This is a genomic window from Pseudomonas sp. C9-3 (assembly GCF_032392015.1).
GTDB lineage: Bacteria > Pseudomonadota > Gammaproteobacteria > Pseudomonadales > Pseudomonadaceae > Pseudomonas > Pseudomonas nitroreducens.
The window spans coordinates 1,151,872-1,175,576 of sequence record NZ_CP135919.1 but is presented as its reverse complement, the minus strand read 5'-3'; the positions used below and the strand labels follow the sequence as shown (position 1 = coordinate 1,175,576).

General features: G+C 54.4%; 23 protein-coding genes. 17 read left to right on the top strand and 6 right to left on the bottom strand.

Annotated features, from left to right (window positions below):
* Positions 1–264: 264 nt before the first annotated feature.
* Positions 265–1,176 carry a site-specific integrase gene (locus tag RS899_RS05255; RefSeq protein ID WP_315809258.1) on the bottom strand — a complete coding sequence of 304 codons (912 nt, stop codon included), beginning with the start codon at positions 1,174–1,176 and terminating at the stop codon, positions 265–267.
* Between the two features lie 172 nt (positions 1,177–1,348).
* Here RS899_RS05255 and RS899_RS05250 point away from each other — a divergent pair, with 172 nt between their 5' ends.
* Both RS899_RS05250 and RS899_RS05245 read left to right on the top strand, forming a co-directional pair.
* Positions 1,349–2,341 carry a DNA-binding protein gene (locus RS899_RS05250; RefSeq protein ID WP_315809257.1) on the top strand — a complete coding sequence of 331 codons (993 nt, stop codon included), beginning with the start codon at positions 1,349–1,351 and terminating at the stop codon, positions 2,339–2,341.
* A gap of 54 nt (positions 2,342–2,395) precedes the next feature.
* Positions 2,396–2,662 (top strand): BPSL0761 family protein, encoded by a 267-nt coding sequence (locus tag RS899_RS05245; protein ID WP_315809256.1) that lies wholly within the window; start codon positions 2,396–2,398, stop codon positions 2,660–2,662.
* Here RS899_RS05245 and RS899_RS05240 read toward each other — a convergent pair.
* Entirely contained in the window at positions 2,659–3,600 is a 942-nt protein-coding gene (locus RS899_RS05240) for a hypothetical protein (protein ID WP_315809255.1), read from the bottom strand. The two genes, RS899_RS05245 and RS899_RS05240, sit on opposite strands and share 4 nt — an antisense overlap.
* A 191-nt stretch (positions 3,601–3,791) precedes the next feature.
* On the opposite strand from RS899_RS05240, the gene RS899_RS05235 reads away from it, so the two are divergent.
* The 7 genes from RS899_RS05235 to RS899_RS05205 all read left to right on the top strand — a co-directional run bounded on the left by RS899_RS05235 (position 3,792) and on the right by RS899_RS05205 (position 12,637).
* Positions 3,792–4,130 (top strand): hypothetical protein, encoded by a 339-nt coding sequence (locus tag RS899_RS05235; protein WP_315809254.1) that lies wholly within the window; start codon positions 3,792–3,794, stop codon positions 4,128–4,130.
* A gap of 232 nt (positions 4,131–4,362) precedes the next feature.
* Positions 4,363–5,034 carry a TnsA endonuclease N-terminal domain-containing protein gene (locus tag RS899_RS05230; protein WP_315809253.1) on the top strand — a complete coding sequence of 224 codons (672 nt, stop codon included), beginning with the start codon at positions 4,363–4,365 and terminating at the stop codon, positions 5,032–5,034.
* Between the two features lie 812 nt (positions 5,035–5,846).
* Positions 5,847–6,941 (top strand): transposase family protein, encoded by a 1,095-nt coding sequence (locus tag RS899_RS05225; protein WP_315809252.1) that lies wholly within the window; start codon positions 5,847–5,849, stop codon positions 6,939–6,941.
* Entirely contained in the window at positions 6,931–7,908 is a 978-nt protein-coding gene (locus tag RS899_RS05220) for a TniB family NTP-binding protein (RefSeq protein ID WP_315809251.1), read from the top strand. Before RS899_RS05225 ends, RS899_RS05220 begins: the two co-directional genes overlap by 11 nt.
* Positions 7,905–10,169 carry a hypothetical protein gene (locus tag RS899_RS05215; RefSeq protein ID WP_315809250.1) on the top strand — a complete coding sequence of 755 codons (2,265 nt, stop codon included), beginning with the start codon at positions 7,905–7,907 and terminating at the stop codon, positions 10,167–10,169. Before RS899_RS05220 ends, RS899_RS05215 begins: the two co-directional genes overlap by 4 nt.
* 238 nt (positions 10,170–10,407) lie before the next feature.
* The gene (locus RS899_RS05210) at positions 10,408–11,808 is read left to right on the top strand and encodes a KAP family P-loop NTPase fold protein (protein ID WP_315809249.1); all 1,401 of its coding nucleotides are present in this window, start codon (positions 10,408–10,410) and stop codon (positions 11,806–11,808) included.
* A gap of 358 nt (positions 11,809–12,166) precedes the next feature.
* A complete protein-coding gene (locus tag RS899_RS05205; RefSeq protein WP_315809248.1) occupies positions 12,167–12,637 on the top strand; it encodes a Bro-N domain-containing protein in 471 nt (156 codons plus the stop codon).
* Positions 12,638–13,753: 1,116 nt separating this feature from the next.
* Here the strand turns inward: RS899_RS05205 and ycaC are convergent.
* Positions 13,754–14,383 (bottom strand): isochorismate family cysteine hydrolase YcaC, encoded by a 630-nt coding sequence (gene ycaC, locus RS899_RS05200; protein ID WP_045214256.1) that lies wholly within the window; start codon positions 14,381–14,383, stop codon positions 13,754–13,756.
* A gap of 357 nt (positions 14,384–14,740) precedes the next feature.
* On the opposite strand from ycaC, the gene RS899_RS05195 reads away from it, so the two are divergent.
* Together RS899_RS05195 and RS899_RS05190 are read left to right on the top strand one after the other, a co-directional pair.
* Positions 14,741–14,962 carry a DUF1654 domain-containing protein gene (locus tag RS899_RS05195; protein WP_024763117.1) on the top strand — a complete coding sequence of 74 codons (222 nt, stop codon included), beginning with the start codon at positions 14,741–14,743 and terminating at the stop codon, positions 14,960–14,962.
* Between the two features lie 369 nt (positions 14,963–15,331).
* Complete coding sequence (locus RS899_RS05190; protein WP_054909348.1) at positions 15,332–15,682, top strand: hypothetical protein; 351 nt, start codon at positions 15,332–15,334, stop codon at positions 15,680–15,682.
* Between the two features lie 142 nt (positions 15,683–15,824).
* Here RS899_RS05190 and RS899_RS05185 read toward each other — a convergent pair whose 3' ends face one another.
* Positions 15,825–16,148: a hypothetical protein gene (locus RS899_RS05185; RefSeq protein WP_037014990.1), complete on the bottom strand. Its 324-nt coding sequence runs from the start codon at positions 16,146–16,148 to the stop codon at positions 15,825–15,827.
* Between the two features lie 148 nt (positions 16,149–16,296).
* Here RS899_RS05185 and RS899_RS05180 point away from each other — a divergent pair, with 148 nt between their 5' ends.
* From RS899_RS05180 to RS899_RS05165, 4 genes are all read left to right on the top strand, one after another.
* Positions 16,297–17,340: a hypothetical protein gene (locus RS899_RS05180; protein WP_315809247.1), complete on the top strand. Its 1,044-nt coding sequence runs from the start codon at positions 16,297–16,299 to the stop codon at positions 17,338–17,340.
* Positions 17,341–17,417: 77 nt separating this feature from the next.
* A complete protein-coding gene (locus tag RS899_RS05175) occupies positions 17,418–18,302 on the top strand; it encodes a LysR family transcriptional regulator (RefSeq protein WP_233298026.1) in 885 nt (294 codons plus the stop codon).
* Between the two features lie 177 nt (positions 18,303–18,479).
* Positions 18,480–19,316, top strand: coding sequence for a bifunctional allantoicase/(S)-ureidoglycine aminohydrolase (locus RS899_RS05170; RefSeq protein ID WP_024763113.1), 837 nt, complete (start codon positions 18,480–18,482; stop codon positions 19,314–19,316).
* 183 nt (positions 19,317–19,499) lie between these two features.
* The gene (locus RS899_RS05165) at positions 19,500–20,021 is read left to right on the top strand and encodes a hypothetical protein (protein ID WP_315809246.1); all 522 of its coding nucleotides are present in this window, start codon (positions 19,500–19,502) and stop codon (positions 20,019–20,021) included.
* A gap of 4 nt (positions 20,022–20,025) precedes the next feature.
* Here the strand turns inward: RS899_RS05165 and RS899_RS05160 are convergent, their stop codons facing one another.
* Positions 20,026–20,874: a CAP domain-containing protein gene (locus RS899_RS05160; protein ID WP_024763111.1), complete on the bottom strand. Its 849-nt coding sequence runs from the start codon at positions 20,872–20,874 to the stop codon at positions 20,026–20,028.
* A gap of 241 nt (positions 20,875–21,115) precedes the next feature.
* Between RS899_RS05160 and RS899_RS05155 the strand changes: the two genes are divergently transcribed.
* Entirely contained in the window at positions 21,116–22,558 is a 1,443-nt protein-coding gene (locus tag RS899_RS05155; RefSeq protein ID WP_315809245.1) for a diguanylate cyclase, read from the top strand.
* Between the two features lie 7 nt (positions 22,559–22,565).
* Here the strand turns inward: RS899_RS05155 and RS899_RS05150 are convergent, their stop codons facing one another.
* On the bottom strand, positions 22,566–22,859 hold the full coding sequence (locus RS899_RS05150) for a putative quinol monooxygenase (RefSeq protein WP_024763109.1): 294 nt from the start codon (positions 22,857–22,859) through the stop codon (positions 22,566–22,568).
* 169 nt (positions 22,860–23,028) lie between these two features.
* Here RS899_RS05150 and RS899_RS05145 point away from each other — a divergent pair, with 169 nt between their 5' ends.
* The gene (locus RS899_RS05145; RefSeq protein ID WP_054909354.1) at positions 23,029–23,613 is read left to right on the top strand and encodes an NAD(P)H-dependent oxidoreductase; all 585 of its coding nucleotides are present in this window, start codon (positions 23,029–23,031) and stop codon (positions 23,611–23,613) included.
* Positions 23,614–23,705: the final 92 nt, after the last annotated feature.

Sequence of the window (23,705 nt, the reverse complement as noted above, 5' to 3'; positions counted from 1 at the left end):
ACATGCGAGGCCCCGATCTTGAGCGGGTCGACCAATTACTAATCCGGCACAACGCCTGCAGCACCTTGCACCACTACCATCACCGAATATCGCGACACCTATATGCCATATGACTAACTTGGGAATGTATATTCTCCCCCGAAACAGTAGTCGCCACTCGGCAACCCACTAAACTGGCTTGCGCCGCCAGCTCCACTGTTCACCAGCATCCTAGCTGTGCTTGTTGCCCAGTCATCAGTCGACAATCGATAACACTTGGGGCGTTTACCGCCGCAAGTCGCCAAAAGGCATTTCGGGTTCGATATATTTCAGGGCAGAACGAACATCTCGCCAGCCGACGTATTCCATGAGGGCTTTCTGACTCCACTGCTGAGCGGAAGCCCAGGTGGCAAACCCTCGACGTAGCGAATGGCTGCTGAAACGATCCGATAGCTGCCCGCTGCGCTCCAGGGCGTGGCGCAAAATGCGCGACACGCTGTTGGGGTGCAACCCCATCTCCGACAGATGTCCCCACCGATCCAATGCACGAAAGGCTGGCCCTGCAGATATCTTCGACACAGCCAACCACTCCTCGTAGGCCTGCACTGGACACAAGCGTTTTAGTGCCGGCACCGTGAACACCTGCCCGAGGTTATCGCGGTCGCTCTTGCTCTGAGGGACAAAGACGGTCAGCTTCTGTCCGGGGCTCATCTGGATGTGCTCGACCTTTAGCCGGCACAGTTCGTCACTGCGAAAGGCTCGCCAAAACCCAAGCAAGATCAGTGCACGGTCGCGATAACCTCGCAGCCGGAGCGCCGGATCCTCAGCCTGCGTCTCTACCTCCAAGGTCGACATGCACCTCCCCAGCTCTGTCAGCGCGAGAGGTTCGGCTTGACGCTCGATCCGTGGGTGTTCAGCACGGATGCCGCGGAATACCTCGCGCACCCGCGCGGACTTGGTCGGATCCACATAGCCATGTCGCTCATGCCACTTGGCCAATGCCGCTAGCCGTCCGCGCAAGGTACTGCTCGCCAGTTCCCCGGCGTAGTCGGCCAAGTAGGCGGCCACAGATTCGGCACTCGCCGGCAGGAAACCACCCCAGACCTCCTCAAAGTGCTTCAAGGCCTGACGATAACGGCGCTGCGTACTGTCGCGGGTGCCCACCTGAATGTAGTGCTCCACCCGGCCGGTCGCCATGCTTCACCTCCTGCGTACCAGCATTCCGCCTGATTCGCGGGTTTTGCCGTCTCACGTTAGAGAAATCCCAATTCTCTAACGTCAGTCCGTCAGCTCGAAAAAGACGCTGACGACATTTGTACACCTGTACTTCCATACTCCATGGCACACCACGAAATTATCGGAGACCACCATGGCCCGCGGCGGAATCAATCAAGTGCTGGTGCAGCGCGCTCGCGTTGCCCTCCTCGCCCGTGGCGTCAACCCGTCGATTGATGCGATCAGGGTTGAGCTGGGCAATACCGGCTCGAAGAGCACGATTCATCGCTACCTACGGGAGCTCAATGATCAGCCTAGTCCGCCACTCGCCCCCACGCTGTGCGATGAGCTTCACCACCTGATCCAGCCTTTGGCCGAACGTCTTCGGAATCTGGCCGAACTGTCCGTCACAACGGACAGGGAGGCACTAGCTGAAGAACGTCAAGAACAAGAAAACCAGTGGCGCTATCGCGCCGAGCAGCTCGAACAGCTGCGCGAGACCAATGGCGCGCTAACACAGCGACTGCAGGAACAGGGCGTGCTAGAAGATCAACTCCGGAGCACCCTGCACAGCACCGATAAGGAACGGCTTCGTCTCACCGAAATCGTGCGTGGACTGCAAGAGGTTTTGGCAGAGCGGGCCAGACAGTTGGAGTCGCTGGAGGAGAAACATCGCCACGCACGTGAGGCTCTTGAGCATTACCGCCAGCAACACCTCGCCCAGCGTGATCAGGACCTCCAACGCCAGGATCTGCAGACCCGACAATTGCAGCACGAGCTGCATTCGCTGCGAGACTGTCTGCTCGAAAAGCAGACTGAGCTCGCCACCTTGAACCGGGACAATGAGCGGCTGCTGGTCGAGTTGCGCAACCAGGCACAGCAAGTCTATGAACTGGAGCGGGCGCTCACCGAACGCCAACAGCAACAGGCGCTAACGAAGCAACTGCATCGGTCAGAGCTCGAGCATCTATCGAATGATCTAGCCCTAAGTCTCGAGCAAAATCTAAAGCTGCAAGAACGCTGGAAACGCCACCTGGCCGACTACCGACGCAGTCGCCGCCAAGTCAACGAGCAGAGGCAACAATTAATCACGCTGCAAACCGCCCTGGAGCAGCTCGGCGGGCTATCTATGACAAGCCAACCTTAGTCAGAACACACGAAAGCCAATCGACAGAACTCGAGAGCGCTAGCTCGAGTGCCGATGAGGAGGATGGAAATGACGATGCCACATGAGCGAACCCGGGCAGTAATACAAACACGGGAGTTCCTGGTCGAGCTCTCACGTGACAGTACGCTCCCCGAGCGCATCCGTAACGGCGCCCGCCATTTGTTGCGCCATTACCCTAGCGAGTATGACGTCAGGATGGCTGGCAAGATTGAGGAGAATGCCAAAGAGATGCCCTTCCCTCTTTGGACGGAAATATTCAGTTCCGAGATTGAATATCTCCCTCGAGAAACTAAGGGCTAACTACGTCCATCTGATGGTAGGTCAACCAGACCTGCACCGCGCGGCTGGCGAGGCTTACTGAACTTGACCGATTCCAGACCGCCAAGCGAAAGTCCGGCTTCCTTCAAATAGACGACTTCCCTATTAAGGGCCATGCGCAAAGCAGCCGGCATACGGTCTCCCCTGACATGCTGCGTATGCGCGCACAGGTAGCTCACGTACTTGTCGCTCAACAGCGCCATCCACAGCAGCAGAACGCCTCTGTCATCCATTTGCTTGGCCCATCCGTTAGTAAGTAACCTATCAGCGAGCAATGTTAAGTGGTCAACATAGCGCTGAAACTCCTCGACAGAACTCGGCCAGTCCATTACTCCCTCTCCGTCGATAGTGATCGGCCTGAGGACTCGATCAACTAACAGGTATGCGCCTAAGGCTACGTGACGAAAGGGTGACTGCAAGCAGGCTAGCGCGAAATAAGCTGTAAAATTTCGCGCCAGCCACACACGGTGTATGAAGTACCGTGATGAATGCGTCCGGAGCAGCAGCAACAACACACCCATTCGCTCCCATGACGGCACCCCACAGAGCCTCCTCATATTTTCCGATGAAATACCAGGGAATCGTGCCGAAGGGCCGACCCTTAAAGTTTCGACCACCGCCTCCAGAAAAACGAGATCGCCCTCATGTAGAGCAAGCCATAACGGATTATTCAATACTCTCTGAAGTTTCGGAAAGCGCAATACCAGGATGCTCAAAAGGGAACCTCGTATCGCAGTTCCGTCTAGGTTTCCATAAAATCGATTGTGCGGCCCGCAACCCTTAATGAGTCCTTGATCAAGCGCATATTTAGCCATCCCATGACCTGTATGCGGGCACCCCCAAATATCAGCCAGTTCATGCGCCAGGAGCTTGTTCCTTAGGCGAAAAACTTCCTTTTGAGCAGCCAAAGCAAAGTCCATACCAGCCTCCTCCGCGAACAAATGCGCGGAAAATTCATTGCTAGAAGTGCCGCGCTAGAGCGATATATAGAGAAAACTGATCGCTAAACACTGTGGCAGACTACTCCAGCAGAACCTGATAGTTTAGCTCCTGTACTGGTGCAGTACAGTTAGAACGCAGTGGGTAGAAAAATAGTCTATGAGGCTGCAGCATGAAAACTCAGTCGAAACTTTCAAACATAGCCATGCCGTATTATCTTCCCCCTCTGGCCAACCAAATGGGATCTAAGTTAGGGAAAAACGAAAAATCTCTCAGAAAGGTCGTCCCCCTAATCGCCAAGAGAACTTCCGCCACACAAGAACTCGCACATGCCAGTAGAGCACTCCATTCCCTTTATCGATTCGACCCTCCATTTCCAATAATTATTATTTCCGGCGCAATTACTGCGGCACTTGAAGAATCATTATTTTTTAGGGAAATACATATTTTTATAAAACATAAAAATATAATTTTTATGCACCATCATGGGCCACGCCTGCATTTATCTTAGTGAATGAAAAACTGTCGACCGGCGCAATACGTGTAATTTCTTTTGCGAAATATGTAAAAAGACTGGCCCCCCCTACCAATTACCTACTCTGCCCCTAAGCGGTTAGCCGTTTAACAGCTTTGAATCGGTGCTAACAAAAAAACGTCTGGCTTAAGCCAACTCAAGAAGAGACTCCTATTCACTATTGGGCCGACCAGGCTCCGGCATCATCTATTTACAAGGGTATCAAAATATGAACTTATTAAATCTTCAAGAACCCATAGACTGGAGTCGCATACTTTACGGCTCCGATGTGACCGTATCAACAACTAGAAGGCTTCGATACGGGCGGTACGGAAAACGCATCAATCAATTTCCATCTAGGAAAAATAACCAATCCCTAAAGTGTGAGTCGTTGCTTGAGGCGGAATTTTGTTTGGAATTGGAGCGATCCCCTACCATTGCATCCTATATCGCACAGCCTTGCACACTGTATGTAGAGGAAACTTCAAACTATTACACCCCAGACTTCTTCGCACTCACAGACACCGAAGAAGGAATTTTCTTCGAAATCAAGAGCGAACTCGCAGGTAGAGATGCTGAAAAAATGGCGAAGCTAGCCATTTATGAAGGCGTATTTACACGAAACGACATTAGTTTTGAAATCATCTTCCAGCATGATTTCTTTCACCCTATCAAAAGCACAAACCTAAAATACTTATACTTCCACTGCGAATATCCAGACCAAGGGCAGTTAGAAAAGATTCTAGACCAATTAAAGGCCAGGCCATTATCTGTACGTGACCTCATTGGCCTTGGCATACCCTCTGGGCAGATTGCGTATGCCGTATTCTTCCAAATCGTATACTTCGACATATTCTCACCCTTCACCTTAGACTCGATTTTGCGGGCAGATTCGTCATGACCTCAACCTGCGAAAAAATACTTCCTGGGGAAGTATATTGTTATCACGGAGAAATGTACGAAATTATCGAAGTGCGAGGAGACCGCGTACAACTACGAAGCACAAGCTCCAATAAAAACATACACTTCCAAAGACTGGATAAGCTTCTAAGAGATCAAGAAAGAGGAATATTCTCAAAACAGCGTGAAGCTCCATTATCCGGAGCTCCACATAGAATACTAGAAGGATTAACAGAGGGACAAAGATCCAGACTTGAGAGGAGACTAGTCTATGTCAAGGCTGTTCTCGATAAATTTCATGGTCACTTGCCGCCCTTGAAGACACTAGAGCTCATTCGCCAGGTAGCAGACGCGAATCACGACAAGAAGCCACCGAGTTACAACACTGTCTATAAGTGGCTAAGGAACTATCTCTTATCGAACTCAAACCCTCTTGCATTGGTAGGTGGCCGAGCTCGATTCAGAAAATACCGTATCCATAACCAACCCGAGGAAATCCAAGGGCTGATCCAATATAACATTGACTTACTGTACTTTCGACGTGAGAAATGCTCTAAGTCTGACGTAATTGATGCTATTCAACTAAGCATATAAGATCTCAACGAGAAACGAGCAATTCATCAGCGGGTAAAAGCACCCTCAGCATCTACCCTCTGGCGAATAATCCAAGATCTAGACACATATGAAGTTGAAAACCATCAACTCGGCCACGCAACCGCGGTAAAAAATCAGCATTGGAGCGAAAAAACGACCCATAGATATCGCTTACTAGAGCGAGTAGAAGCAGACACTAATGAGATCCACGTAATCGTAGTGGATTCTTACGGCGAGCCAATCGGGAGGCCATACCTAACTGCAATCATTGATGTGGCCTCTCGCTACATAATTGGCTACGACATTTCATTTAATTTCCCTAGCATCGAAAAAACTACGCGAGCGCTTAAAGCCTCTATTTTATCCTCCGGATTGAGAAACGGCCAAGCGGAGACTTATATCATGGACAACGGGTCAGAGTTCGCGGCCAAGCGGATGGAATATGTTATGGACATAATCGGCTCATCAGTAGTGTGGTGTCCACCGGGCGAACCTAACCAGAAACCTTTTATTGAGCGCTGGTTTGAAACCTTTAACAAGGGACTAGTACATAAGATTCAAGGAACCACATTCTCCAATACACGGCAACGAGGGGATTACAAATCTGACAAGAAGGCAATTTACACACTAGACGAGCTTATAACCAAATTCGAAAAATGGCTCAACATCTACCATACAAAATTCCATAGCAGCATAAGGATGTCACCTGAAGAGTATTGGAACTTGCACGAAAAAGATCAATTGCCACCCAAAAAATACTCTGAAGAAGATATTCATCGCTTATTTTTGAGCCGTACTACCTCTCGTGTTCACTCAGGCAGAGTTAGACACAACAATTTATACTGGACTGGCCCCAGCATACCCTATCTGTCCACCTTGGCAGGAAAAGAGTCTGAGCTTATTTTATATTACGACCATAGCGAGCTTGGTCATGCCTGGGTCTGCCACCCCAATTATCCAGACGACATACATCAAGTCGAGGCGGTAGACCCTGAGTACCAGGTAGGTCTCACAATGGATATGCACAATTTTTTGAAGAAGAAGCTCAGAGATCAAGAGAAGAATTTTGACTCGCGTACTGCCAAAAGGAAAATGACAGAGCTTCTCTATGAGCTGGCACTGACCAAAGGGAAGAGATCCAGAAGGCTAACTGCCATCCTACAGAGAAGCATCAGCAAGAAAGACGCCGCCCCCCAAGCAAACAATCATTACTCGGTTAAAAATCCTGACAGAAAATTACCAGAAAACTTTAAGAGTACCGAGAACAGCTCATCTCCTATGCTCGACGACATCGTGGAGATCGATGATGAATAATAGCCAAACTGCCGAAGATAACACTGCAGCACGTCTGCGGCTTGTCAAGAAATTCGAGAAACACATAGTTTTCTATGAGAGTTTTCGCTGGGCATACTCTTTATTAGAAAACTCCGTCGAATGTACTCAGTTAAGAGAGAAACCGTCTTCGGCATTGCTGATAGGTCCCTCAGGTAGCGGAAAGTCAACTCTCTGCGAGTACTTCAAGAGCTCTTACACCAAGCAATGTAAAATTATAAAACCTGAAGGCATATACAGAACTATTCCTGTTTTTCTCTGTACCTTACCTGCACAGTTGACGCTGAAGTCTTTTGCAAAGACGATTCTAACGGAACTGGGTTGCCCCGCAAAAGAACAGAGGGGGGACTCTGTTGACTTAACTAACCAAGTAATCCTGCTATTTAAAACGTGCCATATTGAAGTGGCTATCTTTGATGAATTTCAACGCATCACCAGGCCAGAAGCAGAAAAGTCAATAAATGTTGTCATTGACTGGCTAAACCACCTACTAAACGAAACTGGCATTCCTATTATCATAGTAGGGACGGATGAGTGCAAAGAGATCATATATAAGAAAGCCATTCTTGCCAGACGTTTCCCCTACTTAGCTCAGCTTTATCACCTCTCATACAGTGAGAGCTCTAGCTCGGAATATCTAGTACTTCTCGGCCGTCTAGATAGCAAGCTCTATGAGCTGGGCAACCTGGAATCTGGACCACATCTGACAGATCCCATCCTTGCAGCAGCGCTTTATATATCCACCAAAGGTAATTTGGAGTATTTGCGAATACTCATAAGCAATGCCTTTCGGTCCAGCATATTACAAAATCGGAGAAATTTGAAAATCAGTGACTTCTTCAGCAGCTATGCATCCATGCATATCCCCGGAAGCTTGATCAAAGGAAAAAACCCATTTGAACTAACTTTAGCTGAGTGTCGAAAAATAATTGAGAGCAACCTAGCATGAAAAAATTATTCTTTACCCCATTCCCCTATCCCGAAGAGAGCCCGACGAGTTTAGTTAAACGAGCAGCTTTACTTAACGGATATCCTAATTGTCAGAAGCTCTTCTACTACGGCATTCCTGGCTACTGCAAAACCAATCATCCACCACTCCTTTCTACGACCCAATGTGCAAAATTCTTGATGGAGCAACATCCAGAGCACTCGGATAAAGTACGATCTGGCTTTTATGCGCCCTCTAACACGAGATTAAGCAGACCCGATTACTTAATTAACGGCATATCCGTTCCAAAAAAATTAATCAATTACACCAGCGAGTCCCTTTGTAGTGAATGCGTCAAAGATGGCTTTGAAAAATACATAAAGGACATCCGCCTATCTCAATTTTGCCCATATCACAACCGGACCTATATAAAAGCGTGTCCCCACTGTCAGAAAAAACTGCACTGGAACAACCACAGCAACACAACTTGCTCATGCAAGAGACAGCTAATATCACCAAATTGCAGCAGTACCGATTCGCAACCTGAACAGTATCTTCTCCGTATTTTTCAAGAAAAATCACAAGAAAAATTTAATATATTTTATGACTCACTCAGATCGTTGAATCACTCCAACGAGAACCCAGACATTTACAACAGACTAATATTTACTTTTTCTGCCAGCATCGCGTGCAATGATCTAGACTCTGCTGCCGAGGCATTACAGGCAATGTTCCCAGAAACAATATTGAGCGATACAAAATTAATGAGGGCAATCTTCTCGACAAAAATCCCAGAGATAACAAAGACACAGATAATTAACAGAATAACGCCCAGCCTTTCGACAGCTCAAGAATCAACTTCAAAGCTGCTGCGGCTATCTCTTCGACAGGCCGCAAAATATCTGCAGCTGTCGCCATACTACTGGCGAACGGTACGGGTCAATCCTGACTTCCCCAAAAGAACATGGCGGGCTGAGAAGTTAAACTTGAGCGAATTAAAGGCACTTCAAAAACTCCAGCCTACGCCGCAAAATAGCATGCCCAAAAATGATACTACATCAAGATCTTGGGTTACCTTAAAGCGTGCCGCCTCCATACTTCAAGTAAACTTGGACACATTACGCGAACTATTGAATGCGGGACTATTGTACAAAAGGAAGAGACCAAACGATCGCAAAGACTATATCCCACTAAACACGATATACAAATTCAATAAGAGCTTTATTTGCCGTCAATGCTTGGCTTGGGGATTACAGGTAAAAACAGCCATGGTACTAAAGGCGATTGACGAACTCGGCATCTTGCCTCTTGCGCTGCCATCAGGAAAAAAATACACCACCGTTATAACGAGAAAAGACGCAAGAGTAGTATCCAGTCTACTATTAAAGGAAACCACACCCGCCTTACTGCCGCCAAACAAAAATCGTAATTACCCTAGAAATATTTCCATCGAGGAAGCTGGTAAAATTTTAGGCATAAGTTTAGTTGCAGTTACACTACTCCGAAATGAGAATTTTATCTGTTGCACTGCTGAAAAATCCAGAAATTCATTGAAACTCGACAGCGTAGAGCGATTCAAGAAACAATACATTTCCGCTTCAGAAATACAAAAGATAATAAAAATCCCACGCACAAAGGTTACCCGAATACTTTCAACTTTCGGGATTGCTCCGGCTATCTGCAGAGAGATGAGCACCCACCGCGCTGTATTTTACGAGAGAAGCGATATATCTTCAGAGCTCATCGAGAATATTTCTAAAAATCGCGAACTACTGAAAACTCTTACTTCATTTAAAAGCAGCATTAATTTTTCAGATGCTTGTACTCTACTCCGGCTATCGAGGACGAGCCTATCGAGGGTTATAAATATTCGTGGCCACTCGCTTTCCTCTAAAAAGAAGATCTCCCCAAATGATCTAGAGGATGTAGAAAAATTCCTTTCAACTTTAACTAACATTCGTGAAATTCAAAAGCTGTACAAAATATCACTACGAGACTTCAACAAGTTATTTTTCAAGAGTGGCTTTGTCCAAGGGATTCGTATCAATGGTGAAACGTTCCTGAACATTACAGATTATCGAAGTGTAAAACACATACTTGATAACTACACCACATGCAGTGGATCAGACAATTTCCTATCCGTTCCGAGCGGATTTACCGCCAACCAGATCAAGATTGGTAAATTATCTTCAATTAAGCCTTTCGCCGAGGCACCTGATTCGCCGCGACTACTCTCTATAGAGAAACTTCGTCAATTCCTCCTGGATATCCACACAGATTAATAACTATTACATTACGCGCATTCGCTCAAGATTGCATCCCCACCTGGATCTTCTGCTTTTTTAATAGAATCTGGAGTATTCTCGTCTTTTTTAAAAAAATTGAAAGAGAATTTATTTTATCTTGAAAAGATATCAGTCTAAGCCATTGAATTGCAAAGAGTGAATTTTATTTATCTGTGAAAAATGAAGGTAGTAGCACCACCGCAAGTCAAGACCATTAGAAACGCTGTAGACCGAAATGGATTTTTGGGGCAGTGATAAAGAAAGACGAAAAGCCCCGCCTTTGTGCGGGGCTTTTTCATTTAGGAGCATAGAAATGCTAATCAAAATTCCAGAGATAAAATCATCAGAAATAGATGGATTCTCACCTGAGATTGACATATTCAAAAGAAAACAACTCGGCGAAGAGCTCTCTAATTTACTTGAGAGCACCGACGAAAACCTTATCATTGGTATTGACGGCCAGTGGGGGGAAGGCAAGAGCATATTTTCAAGAATGCTTTCAGCCCATTTATCAAACACAAAAAGCATCCCAACTATTTATTTTGACGCCTTTGAGAATGACTACCAAAAAGACCCATTCATCGCCATAGCCAGCGAAATTCAAAAGCTAATAGCAGATGCATCCCCTGAACTAAAAAAAGAATTTAAAAAATCTGCGATAAAGGTTTCCAAAGCAATCACTAGAGGCGCTCTTCGTGTAGGGATAAAAACCCTTACTGCCGGAATACTAGATGACAGCATATTGAGTGATCTTGGTACGTCCGATGATGCATCTAGCGAAATATCTGAAGGAATAGATAAAGTTCTCGCTCAAAAATTAGAACAGGTTGAGGCAGATAAAGAATCTCTACTGTCATTCAGAAGTACGCTAGAAAGCCATGTCGTCTCGATAGGGGCCGGGAAACCTGTAGTTTTCATCATTGATGAATTGGACAGGTGCAGACCAGATTTTTGCTTGGAATTGATTGAACAAATAAAGCACCTATTCACCGTTAAAAACCTAAAATTCCTTCTCGTAACAAATAAAACCCAAGTTTGTGCCTCCATTCAAAAAAGATATGGATTAGGAATAAATTCTCACATTTATCTTCAAAAATTTGTCGATTTCTGGATTTCTCTTCCCCGAGTAGAATCCCAGTATGCAAGCCATACAAAAATCTTCCTAAACCACCTAATAAAGAAAACAACAACCCCTGATGAAAAAATAAAGAACCAATTATCGCTCGACATCCTTAACGATATATTCTGCTCCAACAAAACAAGCTATCGGGGCATGCAAAAGACTCTCAGTTATTTTGCTCTAGTCAACAACTCCTCTGACCGCGGATACATAGATCACTATCAAGCCCTACTTGCTATAGCTTGCTATAGCAAAGCTGAAGCACCAGCCATTTCAGAAATGATACTCAACAAGAAGAGCCTCCAAGGAATTAAAGAAATTCTATTTCCAACAGACACCCCAATTAACTTCCGCACACAAGATTTCACTTGCTCAATAATAAAGTACTCAGTATCAGACGAAGAAACTCAACATCAAATGATTAAAGACCAAGAAATCAGATCAGATTTTGGCAGAGTCATATCAGACGATGCTTTTCAATCCATTATCAACAAGCTGAATCTGTACTCAACTTAGGCCTAAATCTGAACTCAGACATTGACCATTTTTGCTTAGCAACTTACTCTCGCCCGGCGCCTAAGAAACGCCTGTCACACAGCGGCCTGACCGCTCCCGAAAGTTAAGCGGCTTTTTCGAGCACGCTGGATTCATTCGTCCTCGAAAAACCTCTGCGACGCCGGGAGTGGGCTAATACAAGACCCGAAAGGGGAATACGTCCGGCCCTCTGTGTGGGGTTTCTTAGCTCCCGGCACCCAGCCCTAAGAAAGCTGGCCACATCACACAGAGGTAATGGATATGCCTTTCACTTCCAATCTTCATCCCGAAGGCGCTTCGCTGTACCCGCCCTCTTCTCCCTCCATCCCGGAGGTGCGCCATGTCTGAAGAGTTCCTGATCCCCACCGAATTCATCCGCCACAAGCGCCTGCTGCGCGCCGTGCTGCTGGAAGACCAGTGCTGGTTCTGCGCCCACGACCTGGGCCGGCTGATCGGCTCGCCCTATCTGGCCGAGCGTGTGGAGCGCAACCTGGACGACGACCAGTTCCGCCGCGCCTGGGTGCGCGATGGCAATGGCGAATATGTCGATGATCTGCTGATCAGCGAATCGGGCACCTATGCCGCGTTGATCCACTACTTCCATCCGGAGAATCGCAGCGTGCGGCAGTGGTTGTCGCAACAGGTGATTCCGACGTTGCGCGACCAGCACCGCACCGACCTGGGCGAACCGCGCCGGGAAATGCTGCGCGGGCCGACGGAGTCGTTGTCGGTGTTGAAGTGGCAAGGCGTGTTGTGGGTGCCGTATCGGCAGTGGCCGGAGTTGAGTGCCCGGCTGGAGGGTGGTGCGTAGGATGGTGTGGAGCGGAGCGATACCCATCGCTCTGCTCGACCCTTCGCTGCGGTGGTCTCACGTGGGAGCGGACTTTGTCCGCGGTGTTCTTGCCTGTGGTCAGGTGTTCAGCGCCGCTTCGGCGTGCGCGTGGGCTTCTTGTTTCGCCCACTCGGGCGACCCACTTTGGCAAACGCCCCAAAGTGGGCAAAGGTCTCGCCCCTCCATCCGGCTTTTCGCTTCGCGAAAAGTACCCTCGGCTCTTCGGAGTTTCAGGGGCCCGCGGCGAAGGGCCGTCCCTGGCCCATCGCCGCTCTCGCGACATCCATGTCGCTCAACCCCTGAAACTCCGATCACCTTCGGCCTCCTGAAAGGGGCACTCGGCGCATGCGGATGTTTCTCTGGAAGACTCACAAAAGGCCAAGGCGAGAGCCGGACTCGGCAACTTTGTAGGAGCGAGCTTGCTCGCGAACCGCACTCTGCCGGCGCTCCGGCAATGGCTGATCGGGCGGCGCTCCGCGAGCTTGCGATGGCCATGCTGTCGGAGCGCGGGCATTGATGGGTATCGCTGCGCTCCACGCCATCCTACGTTCTTGTTACGCCGTGACTTCGAGGTGGATGGAAACTCTGGAGACAAAGGAAATCCGCTTCTACGGAGAACGTATCCGCACAGCTTTGGCTTTGGCTTTGGCTTTGGCTTGATAAGTCTTCCAGAGAAACACCCGCGCACTCCGAACGCCCCGTTCAGGAGGCCTCGTTGAATTGGAGTTTCAGGGGTTGAGCGACATGGATGTCGCGAGAGCGGCGATGGGCCAGGGATGGCCCTTCGCCGCGGGCCCCTGAAACTTCGATTCAACGAGGGTATTTTTCGCCTAAGCGAAAAACCGGATGTCCGGGGCAAGACCTTTGCCTCCTTTGGGGCGTTTGCCAAAGGAGGTCGCCCGAGGGGGCGAAACAAAAAGTCCAAGCGCACGCCGGTGCGACGCAGGAAACCAAGGCGCGAAGCAGACACATCGCGGACGGAGTCCGCTCCTACGAGTAGGCATCGTGCCACAGCAGGTTCGCGAGCAAGCTCGCTCCTACAAAAGAAAAAGCGGAGCCCCATGCGAGGCTCCGCTTTTCGTTGTGCCGGGAGAATTACTTGCCGGCAGTCAGCGCGTTATAGCTGGTCATCAGATTCCGATAATCCGGAATGTGATTCGAGCACAGCGCCGCCAGCCCTTCGATATCGTTACGCCAGTCGCGGTGCAGCTCACAGGCCACGCCGAACCAGGTCATCAGCTGCGCGCCGGCCGCTTCCATCCGGCGCCAGGCGGCGTCGCGGGTCATCTCGTTGAAGGTGCCGGACGCATCCGCCACCACGAACACGTCGAAGCCTTCGGCAAGGGCCGACAGCGCCGGGAACGCCACGCAGACCTCGGTCACTACGCCAGCGATGATCAGCTGCTTCTTGCCGGTGGCCTTCACCGCTTTCACGAAGTCCTCGTTGTCCCAGGCGTTGATCTGGCCAGGGCGGGCAATGTACGGCGCGTCCGGGAACTGCGCTTTCAGCTCGGGAACCAGCGGGCCGTTGGGGCCGGTTTCGAAGCTGGTGGTGAGGATGGTCGGCAGGTTGAAGAACTTCGCCAGGTCGCCCAGCGCCAGCACGTTGTTCTTGAACTTGTCCGGATCGATATCGCGAACCAGCGAGAGCAGACCGGCCTGGTGATCGACCAGCAGTACGGCGGCGTTGTCTTTGTCCAGGCGGTTGTAGGTGGCGTTGGTCATGGTGAAATCCTCGATTTGCTTTCAGTGGGTGCCGGCTTGGCCGGAAAGGGTTTGGACTCGTTTTGCAGTGCGTCACTGCATGGAACAAAGATTAATTTCGACACCCTTGATGCACCAGACGGCAAAAAATGTCTCTAGCGTTCCATTTTCGGAACGATAGCGACAGACCAACCCCCAACTCTACGGCTCCAGGCCTGAACTCCCAGGCAAGTGCCGCCCACCACTCAAGGCACCGTCCCAGAGCCTTCCGGTTTCAAACCATCCAGAAACCCACCTACCGATGGTCACGCAGGCCTTTACAAGAAATACTGTATTTACATACAGTATTTTCCATCCACCCCGACCTGGAGGCCTCCCATGCACGCCGCAACCTACAATCAGCTGTCCGCCCGCGTGAACGCCCTGCTGGCAGACCCGACCACCCTGAAGAACCTCGGCATCACCCTGCGCCGCGAACCCAGCGACGACTCCGCCGCCTGGAGCCAACTGGTCACCGATCTGCGCCAGGCGCCGAACCTCACACTGCTGCCCCTGCAGGACGGCGCGATTCGCCTGGCGTGGCATAGCTGGCTGGATTGAGCCGCCAGCCCGACCCACTGCAAGATTTGTGAATTGCGTAGTAGCCGCATGCCATCTCCCCAGGCAGAATCCCGGGCAACAACCGGGATTTCAGGGACGAAACTCCATGGCACAGCCAATCATGCAGCGGCTTCATGCGCAGGCCGGTTTGCCCGGCGCAGCGAAGCGATGGCCCTGCATCCCCGCCGATCCTCGCCACTCTCCTGAACTCCCCAAACGGCGCCCACTGCCGGCGCTGAACCCTGATCGATGAAGGAAGAACCTCGCCCTTGTGCGGGGCATTTTCGTTGGTGAATCCGACTTTGTTGCACCAGACGCGGCGCTGGATGAACGTCGCCATCCTCACACCTGTAGAACGGAATCTGCCCCATGCACCTGCGTACCACCCTGCTTGCCCTCGGCCTGGCCCTGACCGGCAGCGCCCACGCCCTCGAACTGAATGAAGCGCAATCCCGCTACCAGGGCGCCGTCACCTGCATCGATCGCCTGTTCTATGACGGCGGCTACGATGAAGGCGACGCCCAGCGCATCGCACTGATCAATGAATTCCTCAGCCATAACAAACTCCCTGCCTACGACCAGGCCGCCTACGACCAAGCTCAGCAGAAAGGCACACAGATCGACACCACGGCCTTCATGGCAGGCTACGAACTCTGTAATGAAGTGGACTACGTGACGGCGCTGGGCAAGCGCCACGGGCGGGAGCTGCCGGAGGAGTGACAGCGCCATTCGCCCCGCCACACAAGTCGGCGGGGCGAGCCCCAATCGCTCACGCAAACACCGACCTCTGCCCAGCCCGCATCTGAAGCGGAAAAGTCGTGGGGATAAAGGATGGACCACGAACCTCCCATCCCGGCGAGACCTACGGCGCCCCCATCCGCGCCGTATCGGCGATGGCGTTGCAGGTTTCCGGATTCAGGCAGTAGGTGATGTAGGTCACCTGCTTGTTGCAGCCACGCACACCGATGGTGTACTCGGTGCGCTCCATGGCCCGGCGCACACTGGTGACCTTGCTCGACAGCACGCTGCTGGTCACCGCCTCACAGTTCATCTCGAACTTCGCCCGCGACTCGGTCGCCTTGATCGCGGCCTGCTGGTTGGAGGCGAGGAACTCTTCGTTGCTCATGCAACCGGACAACGCGGCAACCGCAGCCAGCACCGGCAGGGATATCGGTAGACGGTTCATGGTGACGCTCTCCGTGTGGTTCCCCCGGATATGGTCAGCTTCTGGAGTCTAGATCGCGGCAGGAGAATTGGTGGAGGGCCTGATGCCCTACCCACTGACTGGAAACGCGCTTTAGTATTCGCGTTTTGTCGACAGGGATTTTGGCAACATGGACATGCAAGCGACTGATGTTCAGGAAGACGACGCATTCGACCGCTACGTGAACTTGGCTGGAACCTATTTCAGAAGGTATGTCCGCCACTTGATACGCTGGCTCCCTCCTGCAGTTGGCTTTCTGCTTTTCCTGGCGTACTTCGTCAGTAACCATTTCTATCCGAGCTTCGACTTATTCCAGTTTTCTTCGTTGTTGCTCTCTGCGGCTGCGATTGGGTTCATTTTTGTCGGAGCCTTGACGGTGGGCGTTGCAACACCAGGAGTGCTCTTGGTGCATTGGTTTGCCAAGGACAAGCGTTACCAGGGCTTGCTCCGACAGAGAGAGGGTACAGAGCAGCAAAAAGACAAAGATGCACTCTGGTTACTACTTCTATGCTTTGTCTTGCCATGCTCCCTGACCGCCGTTTCTGGCTCGCTGTTAATTCTGTCCGTAGGGGCCAATAGCATTCTTCTGCACTTCCTTCCGCCCACCCTGATTGCCCTTATTTTTGGTGTCGCCCTGCAAGTCTGGTTTGGTTTGCCTAAATGGTCGTTTCTGCATTTCCTTACGGCAGCAATTACGCCTCTGTTGGCTGTAACTGCTTTGGCGTTGGCGGTTCTGGCCTCTACATCCACGTTGAACTTCATTCCCGCGAATTACCAACCGATTGCGATCGTATCGATCATGCTGCTCGTTGGCGTTTTGGTGGGCTTCATCGCACCAACGTCCTTTGCGGGCATCACAGCCACATTGTCCTTCGCCGTTCCCCTCGCTCTAGCATTCGCGTTCTACAGTGGCGCATTGACCAGCATGCCTGAGCGCGTAATGAACTGGCTTGGCCTAGGTAACTACCAGGCCACCGAAATTGCTCTGGACCCCGCTTTCTGCGAACAGCACGCACCAGAGCTACTGAAGCTCGACAAGCTTTGCGCTATGAAGGATGTCCATGTGGTCTGGTCACTAGGAGAGACTTTCGTAATACGCATCCACGGCAGCAGAGAGATTCAGGCGCAAATCCCCACCCGCTACGTAAAAGCTGTCATCAGAACAGTCAATTAGGCTCCCATAGGAGAAATTGCCGCCGCCCCGACGAACTGCTAAAAGTCGGTGTCGACATTTGCAAAACCGATACCGCCATGAGCGACAGTGACAAACCAAATACCCGTCTCTTCGACCTCGATCTGCTGCGCGCCATCGTCACGGTGGCCGATTGCGGCAGTTTCACCACGGCGGCGGCGCGGCTGCATTCGACCCAGTCGACGGTGAGCCAGAAGATTCGCCGGCTGGAAGAGATGGCCGGGCATCGGCTGCTGGAGCGTGGCAACCGCGATGTGCTGCCCACCGATGCCGGCGATACGTTGTTGGGCTATGCGCGGCGGCTGCTAGCGTTGAATGACGAGATGGTCGAGGCGCTGTCCGGGGCGACGGTGGCGCTGACGGTACGCATCGGCGTGCCGGATGACTTCGCCACCGGGCGCACCACCGAGCAGTTGGCGGCCTTCAACCGGGCCTATCCGCAGGTGAAGCTGGAAGTCACCAGCGGGCTGAGCCGCGACCTGTCCGCCAGCTACGACCGCGGCGAGCTGGACCTGGTGCTGCTCAAGCAGCGGCAGAACGCCCGCGAGGCGGTGGCCTGCTGGCCGGAGAAGACGCGCTGGGTGGATAGCGCGAAGAACGCCTGCATCGAACTGGACCCGCTGCCCATCGTGACCTTCCCGCCGCGCGGGGTGTACCGCGACGAGATGATCGCTGCGCTGGAATCCATCGGCCGCCGCTGGCACATCAGCTTCACCAGTTCGAGCCTTTCTGGCATCCAGTCGGCCATCGCCGACGGCATGGGCATCGGCCTGCTGCCGCAGCGCGCGGTGACGGCGGAGCACGCGGTGCTGCCGAAGAATATCGGGCTACCCTCGGTGGACGTGTTCGAGGTGGCGATGCTGCACCGGCCGGCGGTGGACCCGATGGTGAAGGAGCTGGCGCGGGTGCTGTCGCGGGTGTTGGCACAGGATACGAAGGGCTGATCAGCATTCGAAAATCGAATACAGCGAATTCCAACATTTAATTTGTGCATGAACACACCACTGGATATCGTGGTCTCCAGCGACGGCCAGCGCACCGACAAGCGCGCCGCTCTGCACCCATTGCTCACCACGGCGCCGCACGCGCCGGGCAGCAAGACAACAATGAGGAATCACCCCATGGCCAAATCCACTTATTACGCGCCGCACGGCGGGCACCCGGCACAGACCGAGCTGCTCACCGACCGCGCCATGTTCACCGAAGCCTACGCCGTGATCCCCAAGGGCGTGATGCGTGACATCGTCACCAGCCACCTGCCCTTCTGGGACAACATGCGCATGTGGGTCATCGCCCGCCCGCTGTCGGGCTTCGCCGAGACCTTCTCGCAGTACATCGTCGAGCTGGCGCCCCAGGGCGGCAGCGACAAGCCCGAGCAGGACGTCAACGCCGAGGCGGTGCTGTTCATCGTCGAAGGCGAGCTGAGCCTGACCCTGCAGGGCGAAGTGCACACCATGAAGCCGGGCGGCTATGCGTTCATTCCGCCGGGCGCCGACTACAAGGTGCGCAACACCAGCGGCCAGCACACCCGCTTCCACTGGATCCGCAAGCACTACCAGAAAGTCGACGGCGTACCGCTGCCCGAAGCCTTCGTCACCAACGAGCAGGACATCGAGCCGAAGGTGATGCCGGATACCGAAGGCCGCTGGAGCACCACCCGCTTCGTCGACATGGCCGACATGCGCCATGACATGCACGTGAACATCGTCAACTTCGAGCCGGGCGGCGTGATTCCGTTCGCCGAAACCCACGTGATGGAACACGGCCTGTACGTGCTGGAAGGCAAGGCGGTCTACCGCCTGAACCAGGACTGGGTCGAGGTGGAAGCCGGCGACTTCATGTGGCTGCGCGCCTTCTGCCCGCAGGCCTGCTACTCCGGTGGCCCCGGCCGCTTCCGCTACCTGCTGTACAAGGATGTGAACCGCCAGATGCGCCTGACCCTGAACCAGGCTCACTGACAGGCAGGTTCAGCGGGAAAGTCTTTGCGACTCCCGCGCATCACACGAGAAACCGGCGCCCAGGCGCCGGTTTTTCTTTGGACGATTCGGTCGGTGTCGTGACCGGGCTCGCATGGCAGGCGCCGCCCAGTCTGCTAAAACGTCTGGCTGAAGGACGTTTCGCAGTCGCCCAGGAGAAAACACATGGATGTCCGGTTCTTGCCGCAACCCGAATTCGACATCGTCCATTTCTATCGCGTCATGACCCTGCTGATTCTGCTGGCGATGGCCGCCTTCACGCTGATCAAGATGTTCGGCGGCGGCGTCAGCCTGTTCTCCTTCGTGCCCCTCTGCCTGTCACTGTTCGGTTGGCGCTTCACTATCGAGTGGCTGCGAGTCTCGCGCGCCAAACCGGCCTTCATCGACAAGGGCGAGCTGGTGCTGTGCGGCAAGGAAAGCCACCGGCAGATCGCGCTGGAAAGAATCAGCTCGGTACGCAGCCGCCACAGCCTGTTCATGGTACGGCGCTATCGCTCCTGGTCGGAGCACCTGGGGTTCGTGGAATTCACCCTGAACGACGGCGAACGCGTGTCCACGCTCGCCGAAAGCAAGGTATTCGAACACCCGGCGGCATCAGACACGCTGGCGGCGATCGAGGCGGCCATCCTGGAGGCCAAGGTGAAGCGCCAGGCCAGCGAGCCCGGCGCTGTCAGCGGCGGTCGATAAGGACTCAGGGCGAACCGAACATCGCCGTCCAGTAGATGCCCGCGTCGCTCTTCGGGTCCGCCGCGTAGGCCGCACCCAGTTCGCTGTACTGCGGGTTCATCAGGTTGGCGCAATGGCCGGGGCTGGCCAGCCAGCTGTCCACTACCTTCTGCGCGTTGCCCTGCCCGGCGGCGATGTTCTCGCCGATGCGCTGGCCGGCATAGCCGTCCAGTTCCGCGCGGTCGCCCGGCGTGCTGCCGTCGCGGCCCTTGTGGTCGAAGTAGTTGTTGTTGGCCATGTCGCGGCTGTGGGCTTCGGCGGTGCCGCCCAAAGTGGCGTTCCAGCTCAGGGCGCCCGCCGGGCCAAAGGCCTGCCCGCCGCACTGGCGGCCTTTGCCGCGCGCGGCGTTGATCGCCTGCAGCAGCTGTTGCCCTTCCGCCTCCCAGGTACCCAGCTTGGCCTGTACCAGCTGCCGGCCGAGCAGCACGCGCCAGTCATCGCCCTCGCGGACGATGCCGACATCGACGAACTGCGGGTCCAGCAGCACCTGGCAGAAGCTCTCCTGCAGCGCCTTCATGGCGGCCGTCACATCGCGCGGGCCGGTGAGGCTGAGCATGCGCACGCTGCTCATCGGATAGCCGGCCTGGTTCAGTGCGGCCTTCCACTCACCCGCCGAGGCCGGTAGCGCCAGGCGCGAATCCGGCGACAGCGGCGGCAGCACCTGGGACGCCTGGCCGGCGCAGGACTGCACATCCCCGCGGTAGGCGTTGATGGCTTCGAGCAGCTGATCCTGATCGCTTGCGCTGGCGGAAGCGGCGGCGCACAGGCCGAGCGACAACAGCAGGCTGCGCAGAAGGAACGACTGGCTGGGCATGGACGGCTCCGATGATCGAAAAGGGCTCAATGATGCGTGATTTCTCGGCATTTGGCTGCGGCCGCCGCGTTCGAGTTCCGTTGGCGGAAAAACCCGGAAAAGGTTGCGGTGCGCCGCGCACGGAAAATTGCCAGGCGGCCTGACATGGGGCAAGGGGGCTTCGAACTGCCGTTGTATGCCGCCCGGCATATCGGACAATTGAGGTACCTGAACATCGACCGAGCCATGCAGGAGGTACGCCGTGCTCAAACCGATTCGCGTCTTCTGCCTTACCTTCCTGCTGGCGGTACTCGCCTCGCTGCTGGCCGGCTGGCACATGCTGCAGATGAAGCAGGATGCGCTGGCCTACGCCCACGCCAGCGGCAAGAACACCCTGCTGCTGGTGGAGCGCGAGTTCCACCGCGACCTGGACGTGCACGCGCAGACGCTGCTGACGCTCTCCAACGTCATCACCGGCCCGGCGACGCCGGACCTTTCCCAGCAAGTTCTACAAGAACTGGTCGAAGGCCACGCCGCCGGCTCGATACACGCGGGCACCCTGGTGGTGACCGACGCCCACGGCCAATTGCTGGTGGACTTGAACCACGCCGGCGAGTCGAACCGCGACCTGTCCATGCGCGACTACTTCACGATGGCGCGTGACAACCCCGGCCGGTTGTTCCTCAGCCATCCCTTCATGCCGTCCTATCCACGCTCCTCCAGCAGTACCGCGCTGAGCCGCGCGGTGATCAGCAAGGACGGCCAGTTCGTCGGCGTGGTCGCCGCGATCAAGGAGCTGCAACACCTGGAATCCTTCGTGCGCGGCCTCGATCTGGGCAAGCACGGGGTGGTCTCGATCCGCCTGCTCGACGGCACGGTGCTCGCCCAATGGCCGCCGGAACTGCCGCGTTCGAGCGAGGAAGAAATCGGCACCTTCCGCGAGTTCGTCGACAGCGGCCGCAACGACTACTTCCTCCAGCAGGGCAGCAGCTCAGACGCCTACTGGCGCGGCTACCGGCGCATCGGTGACTACCCGGCGGTGGTCTCGGTGGAGCTGTGCCGTGAAGTGATCCTGAACACCTGGACCGCACGCACCTGGATCACCAGCGGACTGCTGGTGGCGATCAACGCCGCGACGCTGTTCTTCGCCTATCGCCTGACCCGGCACCTGCGGCGACGCGACGCCAAGGAAAGCCGCCTGCGCGCCGAGGCCGGCACCGACCCGCTGACCGGCCTGCACAACCGTCGCTGGTTCGACGAGAAAGCCGAGCGCGAATGGCAGCGCCGGCGCGCCGGCGACGGCCACCTTGCGGTACTGATGATGGATATCGACCAGTTCAAGGCCTACAACGACCACTACGGCCACCCGCGCGGCGACCTGGCGCTGATCAACGTGGCGCACCTGGTCGGCCAGGGCTGCCAGCGCGAGGACGATGGGGCGGCCCGCTACGGCGGCGAGGAGTTCGTGATGATCCTCCCCGGTTGCGACAGTGCGGCTGCCGCACGCGTGGCCGAGTCGATCCGCCGCTCGGTGGAGGAAACCGCGCTGCCACACGAGAAGAGCACGCGCGGCATCGTGACCATCAGCGTCGGCGTGGCCAGCACCTCGGATACCGCGGCAGACAGCATCCAGGCGCTGATCGATGCGGCGGATGCCAACCTCTACAAGGCCAAGGAAGGTGGGCGCAACCGGGTGGTGGCCTGAGCGGCGGTCAGCGTGGCGCCATCACCTCGACTTCCTGGATGTGGAAATCACGACGCAGGTATTCCATGCGCCGCTCGTGGAACTCGCGCATGTGCGGCAGCGCGGTGTGAATGGCCAGGTGTTCGCGGCTCTGCCAGACCTCGAAGAAGGTGAACAGGGTCGGGTCGTTCACGTCGCGCAGCATGTGGTACTGCACGCAGCCGTCTTCGGCGCGGCTGGGCGTGAGGTAGGCACGGAACAGGTCCTCGAAATCCTGGGATCTTTCGGGGCGGGTGTGGGCCTGGAGGATGAAGGCGTACATCGGATCGGCGTTCCTGGTGAGTGGATGGATTGCCTAATCCTGACGCAAATCAATCAACTCCATTTTTGAATCTCACGCACGGATCATTTGTCCGGAAGCGGGTTTTTCCATCCTGCCGCGCTCGATATTCTGCCGCCATCGACTTTCCATCCCCTTGCGGAGCCCACTCATGAAAAAGATTCTGCTGATCAATGGCGGCAAACAGTTCGCCCACTCTGACGGCCGCTACAACGCCACCCTGCACGAAGCCGCCATCGCCCACCTGGACCACGCCGGTTTCGACGTGAAGGAAACCTTCATCGACGGCGGCTACGACATCCAGGAAGAAGTGCAGAAAATGCTCTGGGCCGATGTCATCGTCTACCAGATGCCCGGCTGGTGGATGGGCGCGCCCTGGACGGTGAAACAGTACATCGACGAAGTCTTCACCGCCGGCCACGGCAGCCTCTACGCCAACGACGGCCGCACCCGTTCCGACGCTTCGCAGAAGTACGGCAGCGGTGGCCTGCTGCACGGCAAGCAGTACATGATTTCCGCCACCTGGAACGCACCGCAGCAAGCCTTCGATGACCCAACCGATTTCTTCGAGGGCAAGGGCGTAGACGCGGTGTACTTCCCCTTCCACAAGGCCAACCAGTTCCTGGGTATGAGCCCGCTGCCGACCTTCCTCTGCGTGGACGTGATGAAGCGCCCGAACATCGAAGGCGACGTGCAGCGCTACCAGCAGCACCTGAGCGAAGTGTTCGGCGCCTGAAGCGGGGATTTGCGCAGGAGCGGACTCCGTCCGCGATGTCTTCCCGGCTGCTCCGGCGATGGGCGGTTCGCGAGCAAGCTCGCTCCTACAAG

What these genes read in the sequence shown, in the direction of transcription:
- RS899_RS05150 (WP_024763109.1), bottom strand. Translation starts at nt 22,859, where the DNA reads ATGTACGCCTTCATCCTCCAGGCCCACACCCGCCCCGAAAGATCCCAG.
- RS899_RS05220 (WP_315809251.1), top strand. Translation starts at nt 6,931, where the DNA reads ATGATGAATAATAGCCAAACTGCCGAAGATAACACTGCAGCACGTCTG.
- RS899_RS05205 (WP_315809248.1), top strand. Translation starts at nt 12,167, where the DNA reads ATGTCTGAAGAGTTCCTGATCCCCACCGAATTCATCCGCCACAAGCGC.
- RS899_RS05170 (WP_024763113.1), top strand. Translation starts at nt 18,480, where the DNA reads ATGGCCAAATCCACTTATTACGCGCCGCACGGCGGGCACCCGGCACAG.
- RS899_RS05175 (WP_233298026.1), top strand. Translation starts at nt 17,418, where the DNA reads ATGAGCGACAGTGACAAACCAAATACCCGTCTCTTCGACCTCGATCTG.
- ycaC (WP_045214256.1), bottom strand. Translation starts at nt 14,383, where the DNA reads ATGACCAACGCCACCTACAACCGCCTGGACAAAGACAACGCCGCCGTA.
- RS899_RS05250 (WP_315809257.1), top strand. Translation starts at nt 1,349, where the DNA reads ATGGCCCGCGGCGGAATCAATCAAGTGCTGGTGCAGCGCGCTCGCGTT.
- RS899_RS05210 (WP_315809249.1), top strand. Translation starts at nt 10,408, where the DNA reads ATGGATTTTTGGGGCAGTGATAAAGAAAGACGAAAAGCCCCGCCTTTG.
- RS899_RS05145 (WP_054909354.1), top strand. Translation starts at nt 23,029, where the DNA reads ATGAAAAAGATTCTGCTGATCAATGGCGGCAAACAGTTCGCCCACTCT.
- RS899_RS05230 (WP_315809253.1), top strand. Translation starts at nt 4,363, where the DNA reads ATGAACTTATTAAATCTTCAAGAACCCATAGACTGGAGTCGCATACTT.
- RS899_RS05180 (WP_315809247.1), top strand. Translation starts at nt 16,297, where the DNA reads ATGGACATGCAAGCGACTGATGTTCAGGAAGACGACGCATTCGACCGC.
- RS899_RS05190 (WP_054909348.1), top strand. Translation starts at nt 15,332, where the DNA reads ATGCACCTGCGTACCACCCTGCTTGCCCTCGGCCTGGCCCTGACCGGC.
- RS899_RS05245 (WP_315809256.1), top strand. Translation starts at nt 2,396, where the DNA reads ATGAGGAGGATGGAAATGACGATGCCACATGAGCGAACCCGGGCAGTA.
- RS899_RS05185 (WP_037014990.1), bottom strand. Translation starts at nt 16,148, where the DNA reads ATGAACCGTCTACCGATATCCCTGCCGGTGCTGGCTGCGGTTGCCGCG.
- RS899_RS05195 (WP_024763117.1), top strand. Translation starts at nt 14,741, where the DNA reads ATGCACGCCGCAACCTACAATCAGCTGTCCGCCCGCGTGAACGCCCTG.
- RS899_RS05240 (WP_315809255.1), bottom strand. Translation starts at nt 3,600, where the DNA reads ATGGACTTTGCTTTGGCTGCTCAAAAGGAAGTTTTTCGCCTAAGGAAC.
- RS899_RS05215 (WP_315809250.1), top strand. Translation starts at nt 7,905, where the DNA reads ATGAAAAAATTATTCTTTACCCCATTCCCCTATCCCGAAGAGAGCCCG.
- RS899_RS05160 (WP_024763111.1), bottom strand. Translation starts at nt 20,874, where the DNA reads ATGCCCAGCCAGTCGTTCCTTCTGCGCAGCCTGCTGTTGTCGCTCGGC.
- RS899_RS05165 (WP_315809246.1), top strand. Translation starts at nt 19,500, where the DNA reads ATGGATGTCCGGTTCTTGCCGCAACCCGAATTCGACATCGTCCATTTC.
- RS899_RS05235 (WP_315809254.1), top strand. Translation starts at nt 3,792, where the DNA reads ATGAAAACTCAGTCGAAACTTTCAAACATAGCCATGCCGTATTATCTT.
- RS899_RS05255 (WP_315809258.1), bottom strand. Translation starts at nt 1,176, where the DNA reads ATGGCGACCGGCCGGGTGGAGCACTACATTCAGGTGGGCACCCGCGAC.